The following is a 7481-nucleotide window of genomic DNA, read 5'->3' as shown; positions in this document are numbered from 1 at the left end:
TTATTCCTCCTTTACATTTTTATCTCACGGTCACAAAGGAGCATGGCAGTTCGTCTCCTAAAATGAAAGAACTTACCAGGGAGGCGTTAGCGCTTGGATTCAAAGATCTCTTGGTAAAACCGATCGACACAGAATTGCTGGTAAGTAAACTGCAAAGTTCCGTTTCGAACAAAAACTCTGCGCGGAACGAATCGGATACGATTCCGGAAACAAACACTCTCACAAACGAATCACCAGTCGATCTCAAAAAAGTCACCAGTCGAATTGACGGGCTGGCAGTTGTACAGAACAGCTTGCACGCTCTAAAAAAAGAAATGTGTGAATCCATTGATATTTTACTGGAAGAAGTCAATAAAAAAAAATTCGAGTAAATTGATTCGGAATCATACCTCGCCTCCGATTCTTTTGGGAATCGATTCCGTCAATCAGACGATTCATTTTTCTGTGACTTGCATTGCAATGGTGGCTGGCTGACTAAATACCGGAGTGCTTCGCGAACACGAACGGCCTGAAATTGATCCATGATTAAATAGCGATCGCGACCATTCTTTGCGGGTTCGAATGCGGTAAAACCATCATCGGCTACGGTCACGCGCCCCGGTGGCGAAAGAGCAAAATAGTCGTCTTGGGGACGGACGGCGTACAGCACACTCGTCAGATCCCAACTGGGTCGATCATGTTCAGGACCACTGTGCAGCAGGTAGGCTTCGCGGACGATATGATGTCGAGTATAGTTAAAGTCGCGTTTGATACTCGTACGGGGGTAAGTGACGGCAATACCAATTTCAAAGCCGCTCCAGACAACAGGCACATCATCGGGCCACTGGTTCGCAAACCGTTGCATCGACTGTATTCCATTTTTGACGTTCGCTTCGAGATACCGTTTGTTCCCGTTAATCGGCTCGAAAGCGCCTGCCATCACGGAGACCAGCTTCACTTTACGACGCACCAGTTCCAGACCACTCAACGGACTGAATTCGTCCGGTTTCGACTCGACCAGATCTGCCAGATTCGCCGCCAACCCCACCTGAATGATCACGACCGAGCGATCCGGTTCTGAAGCCAGAATCTTTCTCAGCAACTTTACCGCATCAGGAAGTTGATCATTGGACAAAACATCGTGCGGATAACGCCATTGATCACCCAGTTTTTCGTTGATCAGCTTCAGGTATTTACTCTCACGACGCTGTGCCTCATGCGTGACACCAATGGGGATATTTCCCCGCCCGTAGAATGTATTCGTGGCATCGGTAAACGGCCCCGTCAGCGGATTGATCTTCGAAATGGTCACTGCCAGCAGTTCACATTCTCCACGATCAGCGAGAGTATGTAACATCGCCAATGCGAGTACATCGTCGACATCCCCCGAAATATCCGTATCAAAAATAACCCGCACAGGTTCGGCCGCTCTAGCCGGATTTGTTGTCAACAACAGACCAAGCACGATGATAAAGCATCGATTTAAAACCATATCGCACTACCATTTCTTTTCAGAAAACTCGCAGGGACATCAAGATCAGATGACGACCAGTCTAGTTTTTTAGTCTCTGTCGTGCCTGGTTCTCCATGATGCGTTGTAACTTTCGCTGCTCAGCCGCCATGGCTGCATCGGGAACCTCTGCCGGTTTCACAGGACTGCGATCCAGTTTCTCACCTGCGGGTATCGATCTCAGTTTGATGCCGCGATACCAGACGGGATCACCGTGATCCTGCAGTGAAAGATTCGCTCCTCGATCCGCCAGGTTGCCGCCGCGATTCGCCAGTAATGCCACATGCCAGGCATAGCGGGGATCGGTGTAATCCAGATCGATCACTTTCTTACCATTCAACCAATGTTGAATCACCGTTCCCTGACAGACGATCCGTCCCTCGTTCCACTCTCCCACCGGCTGCGTCGCATCGTGCGAAGGAGGCATACAGAAATAAATCGAAGCGGCACTCGTCCGCGGGTTTTTACCGTCGACATGTTTTTGATTATCCAGGACCTGATATTCATATTGCCCGGGGCGATAATAAACGCCGCTGTTGCTGCCTTCCGCCACCTTCCATTCGAACTTTAATTCAAAGTCATCCGGCAGCGGTTGAGTTTCATAAACCAGACTGCCCCCTTTTCCGGAGCGCGTCATCACAGCGTCTTCCACTTTCCAGTTGCCGCTATGCTGCCAGCCTGTTAAATCCTTGCCATTAAACAGCGTTTTAAAACCCTGCTGCTGTTCCTGTTCTGTCAATTGATTCGGATCTGCAGCACAAGTTGTCTGACTGGCATAAAAGGCTCCTGAACAGAGCAGCCAAAGCATCACCAACAGCATTCGCATTTTGATTTCCTCAGACAGTTATTTTTAAGGTTGCAATACTTGTCGTTCCAAAAATGGCTTTAATCGGCAATTTGATTGAGCATCTCAAAAACCTGAGCGTTGATTTTGTGCGAGGCATCTACTTCGAGATAACTCCAGCCCGATCGCCAGGTCTCATAGCCTTGCAGAATGTGCTGCTCCGGCGTAGGCAGATAACCGTTATAGCCGTTGGCCAGAGCAATCACAAAGGTCGGCTTGAGCGGACTCTTCTGTTTGATCTCCAGACCAATTTCCGCAAACACTTCACAGGGGATGGCCACGATGCCCAGCTCGCCAATTCGCAGCGCCTGCAGCTTGATGTTAACCGTATCGGGTCCCTCTGCAATTCTTGTCGTCTCACGTGCATAGACTTCATTGGTTGTTAACCGTTTGGGATCTTTTGCATCCGCCAGCAACTTGCGGGCATTCACCAGTTCTTCCTGATTCGGCTTTCGAATCGCCAGATCGATTGTGCGTTCCCGCATTTCCAATGAGACATCGTTCCGATATTGCAGCGATTTGACGGCTTGAAAAGTCCGGTCCGCTACGACTGATGCCACAGCAGTAATGCGTTCAAAGACCGCAGCGCGAGGCCGGGGTTCTTTGAAATTGATGTTATTGATATCACCACTGGCCCCATTGGACATGATCCCCACAAACGTCTCATCCGCACCAAGCCGTTCTTGAATCTGTCGGGCGAACTCACCAAAATAGTCTGCGGAAACCTGATTGGGAGGCAGGCCGCCGACATAATGTAATGAGTAATTCGCCAGGAGTGCCAACGGTCGTCCATCCGCGTGTTGCACGGAAAGAATGGAGATATCAGGATCAACAGGACCTGCCGGCTTAATCAGCAGGTCACTTCCCGCGGGAGGATTCATGCGGACTTTATCCGTCGTCTTGCCAAACGGATTCGGAAGGATCGCCCCTTCCTTGACATACCAGCGGCGGTTATTGACTTCTGCCGGTTCACGGGCCACCGTCCAGGCCACTTTGGCAGGTTCCAGACGGGCATGTGCCTTGATAATCGATTGTGCAATGCTCTCGGTCAGGAACTGCACATACTCCGGACTGGGATTACATTGTGCCAGCGGAACGGCAGTCGGCGCGGTATGCGTGTGTGTTGCGGAAGTCAGCATGTGACTGGTGGGAATACCGGTTTTGATTGACGCCTGCTGCTTGGCGGCATCAAAGATCTCCCTTGAAATCAAACAGATATCGCAGACCACAAATGCAATACTCGTGTTTCCACTTTTCAATACCAGCGCACGAGCATGTAAGGGATCATGGGCTGAAAGCGCCTGGCGATCCTGAAAACTGCCAATCATGGAGACCGGATACTGTCGCGGGTTGATATTTACCTTGGCAGCACCAGCCTGCAATGCACTTTTAGTGTCTTCTGCGGCAAAGAGGTTCAAGGGAAGTAGAACAAGGAACAGCATCGTCATGCGAAACATCAAGTGGTCTCCTGATAGAAATGCGTTGTCTGAGTTATTTTTCAGGTTGGGGAGTCGCCGTTTGAGTGACTTCTTTCTTCCAGACAGCAAACGCAGCCTGCATAACCTGGACGCGTTGAGCCTGTTTTTCAGCCAGATTAATTGATTCCGACAAGTCTTCATTGAGGTTAAATAATTCGACCGGTGTTTTTCGATCCTGATTCAAAACCAGTTTCCAAGGCCCTACACGGACAGCAGAACGCCCGCTGTAATCCCAGAAAATCGGACGGGGCTTTAATTTCTGTTGTTGTGTCAACAAACTCACCAGACTGACGCCATCCAGTCGATGACCGGCGGGAACAGTGGCTTTCGCCAGTTCCAATAGCGTGGGCATCAGATCGATACTGATCACAGTCTCATCACATACATTGCCGGCAGGAACGTGACCGGGCCAGCAGGCGATCGCCGGCACACGATGGCCCCCTTCCCACACGCTGCCTTTAAAGCCGCGTAATTTTCCATTCGAACCTTTATTATTCGCCCCGTTATCGGACAGGAAGAAAATAAACGTATTGTCTGTCAGTTTCAGTTCTTCCAGCACGGTGACAATCTTGCCGATGCCCCGATCCATTTCGGTATTCATTTCGCGATAAGCGTTTGCTATATCCTTTCGCTTGGCAGAATTGATATCGCCGACCCCTTCTTTCCGCATCGGTTTGTCATTGGGTCCCTGATACGGATAATGTACGGCTTCATGCGCGATATACACAAAAAACGGCTCTTCTTTTTGCTGACGAATAAAGTCGACCGCGTGATCTGTGATCAGATGCGTCACATAACCCTGCTCTGCCCGATTTAACTCCGCATCATGCCACCAGTCGAAAACACCCGTGCCGTCCAGATGCGCGAAATAATCCACGTTCCCGCTGACATAACCCACGAACTGCTGAAAGCCGCGATAGGTGGGGTTGTACTGTGATTGATAGCCCAGATGCCATTTCCCGAACATGCCCGTTTGATAACCAGCTGCCTGCAGACATTGTCCGAGTGTGATTTCATTCTTCTGCAGCCCGTGATGTCGATTCTTTTTCGGGTCAGCGTAGACCACACCATCGATACCCGCCCGCTGCTGATAGCGGCCCGTTAACAGGCCGGCCCGTGTGGGGCTGCAGACGGTTCCGCTCGAATGAAAATCGGTAAACCGCATCCCTCTGGCAGCCAGTCGGTCAAGCTGAGGTGTGTCACACTGTGTGCTGCCATAACAGCTCAGATCGCCATATCCCAGATCATCGGCCATGATCAGCACAATATTGGGTCTGGCTACTTTTTCCTCTGCTGTCACAAATCCAGTCAGGAAAACACAGCAGAAGAGCATCACAATCGCAGATTTCATAACGAGCGCGCCTCATTGTCGATGGAATCTTTTCAAAGGGCGAAGTCGATTGTACCAGACTGAAATGACAGAGCTGACCACGCTTCACCATTCCATTATTAGACCGCAGTCAGTGGCACAAATCAATCATGTCCGACGGGCTTACGCAAAAAGCTCATGCATAATACGGCCATGTGGAACCAGCATTGTGGGACGACCGGTATTCGTAAAGTATTCCAGGAGTGGATCGATGCCCAATGCATGATAAATGGTGGCAGCAATGTCATCGGGCTTAATATTGGTTTTGTCATCCGGTGCATCGCCGGCCTGATTGGTCCCGCCGACAAATTGTCCGGGTTTAATGCCGCCCCCGGTCATCAGACACCAGTTTACGCGCGGATAATGATCGCGGCCCGCATTCACATTGATTTTAGGAGTACGGCCGAATTCTCCCATGATGACAACCAGGGTCCGCTCCAGCAGTCCTTTCTGCTTCAGCATTTCCAGACCGGCGGTGATGCCGGTATCAAGGGCCGGCAATAAGCGGCGGTGACCGGCAAAGTTTTCGGTATGAGTATCCCAGCCATCATAAGTCACCGTCACAAACGGCACGCCGTACTCAACCAGTCGGCAGCCGAGAAACACGGACTGACTGAATTCGTCAGGCGTAAACAGATTCCGAATCGTTGAAGACTCCTGCTCAACATCAAACGCGGCCCGTGCCCGTTTCGACGTAATCATGTTGTAAGCCTGAGAGCCGAATTTATCTAACGCCTCTAACAGTTGGCTCTCCGTTGTTTCCGATTTAAAGCGACGGTCCAGTTTCTGGAGCAACTGCTGCCGCTGGCTCACCTTTTCAATCGTCAGTCCATCGGGTAATGAAATACCGCGTACCTGAAACGGATGTCCTGGACGTGGAACCGTATTTGTTTTGAAAGGAGCATATGCGTCCCCCATATAACCGGCGTTCCATTCGGTTTTGGGAATCGCCACATAACCGGGCAGATCAGGCTGGCTGGAAACTTCTTTGCTGATAACCGAACCCAGCGAAGGATAAATCAACGCCGGCACCGGACGATTTCCAGTGGAGATCCAGGATTGTCCCTGCGGATGCGCACCGGCGGAATGCGAGATCCCGCGAATCAGTGCGAACTGATCCGCCAGCGCTGCGTACTTCGGCAGATATTCGCACACCTGATAACCGGGAATGCAGGTCTGGATCGATTTGAATTCGCCTTGCGTGTCTGCAGGCGCCTCCGGTTTCCGATCCAGCGTATCCAGGTGAGAGACGCCCCCGGCCAGATTCAAAAACAGAACCGCGTCGGCTTTGGCGGTGATCTTTTCACCGGACTCCGCAGCGTCAGCAGACAGTTTGAAAAAACCGGGCAGCGATAAACCAAGACCGCCGAGGAACCCGACCTGCAACGCATTCCGTCTGGTCATTTTTTCGCGATAATTCATACCCTGATCCTCAGCCATAATATTTCGTGAAACCTGCGTAGCCGCTGATTTAGTGATTGGTAATAAACTCCTGCGTATTCAACAGCACCCACAACAAATCGTGCAGCCCTTCCGAGACAGTCTTTGTCGACTGTAAATGGGACAGACTTTCCTTCAACTCCGTTTCGTCGGGAAACCGGGAGAGTGTTCGCAAATACGCTTCGGTTACCAGTGCTTCCTGCTCTGAAGGTTTGAGCGTCGCGGTTTTCAATTCTGCCAGCCAGCCATCTGCACGGGTCAAATTGCCCAGCATTTCGTCATCGTTCCGTACATATAGAGACTGCAGGAGCGTCGGTTCGTTCTGACGTTCGCAATCGCAATTCGTTGTACGTAGTGGCTTCCCGAATACGAGTAACGAGAAATCTATGGCCCGCGCCTGAAAGGAGAGAGGATGCTGCGAGATTTTACGACGGTCCATCTGACTTACCAGTTGGTTCATACTTTTCTGATTCGCCGTCGACTGTAGAATCGCATCGATGCTAACCTCTGCGGGCAGACGTCTCAAAACCGCATGGCTGAAATTACGGGTATCCTTGCGGTTGGTTGGATTCGGTCGCCAGCTTAATTGATAGGTACGGCTGTTCGTAATCGTGCGATGCAGCCACTTCATATCGTAGCCGCTGTCAATAAACCCTTTCACCAGATAATCCAGAAGTGCCTTATTACTGGGTGGGTTGGCCTGATTCAAATCGTCCGGCGGATTAATGATGCCGACATTGAAATAATGCGCCCAGATCCGATTCACAAATGCTTTTGCAAAATAATGGTTGGGTTCATTAAGCATCCACCGCATGAGCAATTCACGCGCGTACTCGTCTGCGGCGGCCATCTGCTCGTGCG

At 50.8% G+C, this 7481-nt stretch carries 7 protein-coding genes; 1 reads left to right on the top strand and 6 read right to left on the bottom strand.

The genetic code is table 11. The annotated features are described in order from the left end of the window. Nucleotides 1–371: hypothetical protein (locus Q0294_RS16580; RefSeq protein ID WP_299467679.1), on the top strand; the 371-nt coding region annotated here is incomplete at its 5' end. Between the two features lie 50 nt (nucleotides 372–421). On the opposite strand, the gene Q0294_RS16575 is transcribed toward Q0294_RS16580, so the two are convergent. The 6 genes from Q0294_RS16575 to Q0294_RS16550 form a co-directional block, all read right to left on the bottom strand. Further along, entirely contained in the window at nucleotides 422–1471 is a 1050-nt protein-coding gene (locus Q0294_RS16575; RefSeq protein WP_299467677.1) for a nucleoside hydrolase, read from the bottom strand. 61 nt (nucleotides 1472–1532) lie between these two features. After that, nucleotides 1533–2315 (bottom strand): DUF1080 domain-containing protein, encoded by a 783-nt coding sequence (locus Q0294_RS16570; RefSeq protein WP_299467675.1) that lies wholly within the window; start codon nucleotides 2313–2315, stop codon nucleotides 1533–1535. 59 nt (nucleotides 2316–2374) lie between these two features. Further along, nucleotides 2375–3790: a hypothetical protein gene (locus Q0294_RS16565; RefSeq protein WP_299467673.1), complete on the bottom strand. Its 1416-nt coding sequence runs from the start codon at nucleotides 3788–3790 to the stop codon at nucleotides 2375–2377. A gap of 34 nt (nucleotides 3791–3824) precedes the next feature. Further along, the gene (locus tag Q0294_RS16560; protein WP_299467671.1) at nucleotides 3825–5162 is read right to left on the bottom strand and encodes a sulfatase-like hydrolase/transferase; all 1338 of its coding nucleotides are present in this window, start codon (nucleotides 5160–5162) and stop codon (nucleotides 3825–3827) included. Nucleotides 5163–5303: 141 nt separating this feature from the next. Further along, on the bottom strand, nucleotides 5304–6602 hold the full coding sequence (locus Q0294_RS16555) for a DUF1501 domain-containing protein (RefSeq protein WP_299467670.1): 1299 nt from the start codon (nucleotides 6600–6602) through the stop codon (nucleotides 5304–5306). A 49-nt stretch (nucleotides 6603–6651) separates the two neighbouring features. Next, nucleotides 6652–7481 (bottom strand): DUF1553 domain-containing protein (locus tag Q0294_RS16550; RefSeq protein WP_299467669.1); only part of this gene is annotated, 830 nt, incomplete at its 5' end.

The organism is uncultured Gimesia sp., from assembly GCF_937919775.1.
Classification (GTDB): domain Bacteria; phylum Planctomycetota; class Planctomycetia; order Planctomycetales; family Planctomycetaceae; genus Gimesia.
Note: the sequence above shows the minus strand (reverse complement) of the source record. Positions and strands in the feature narration are given on the sequence as shown.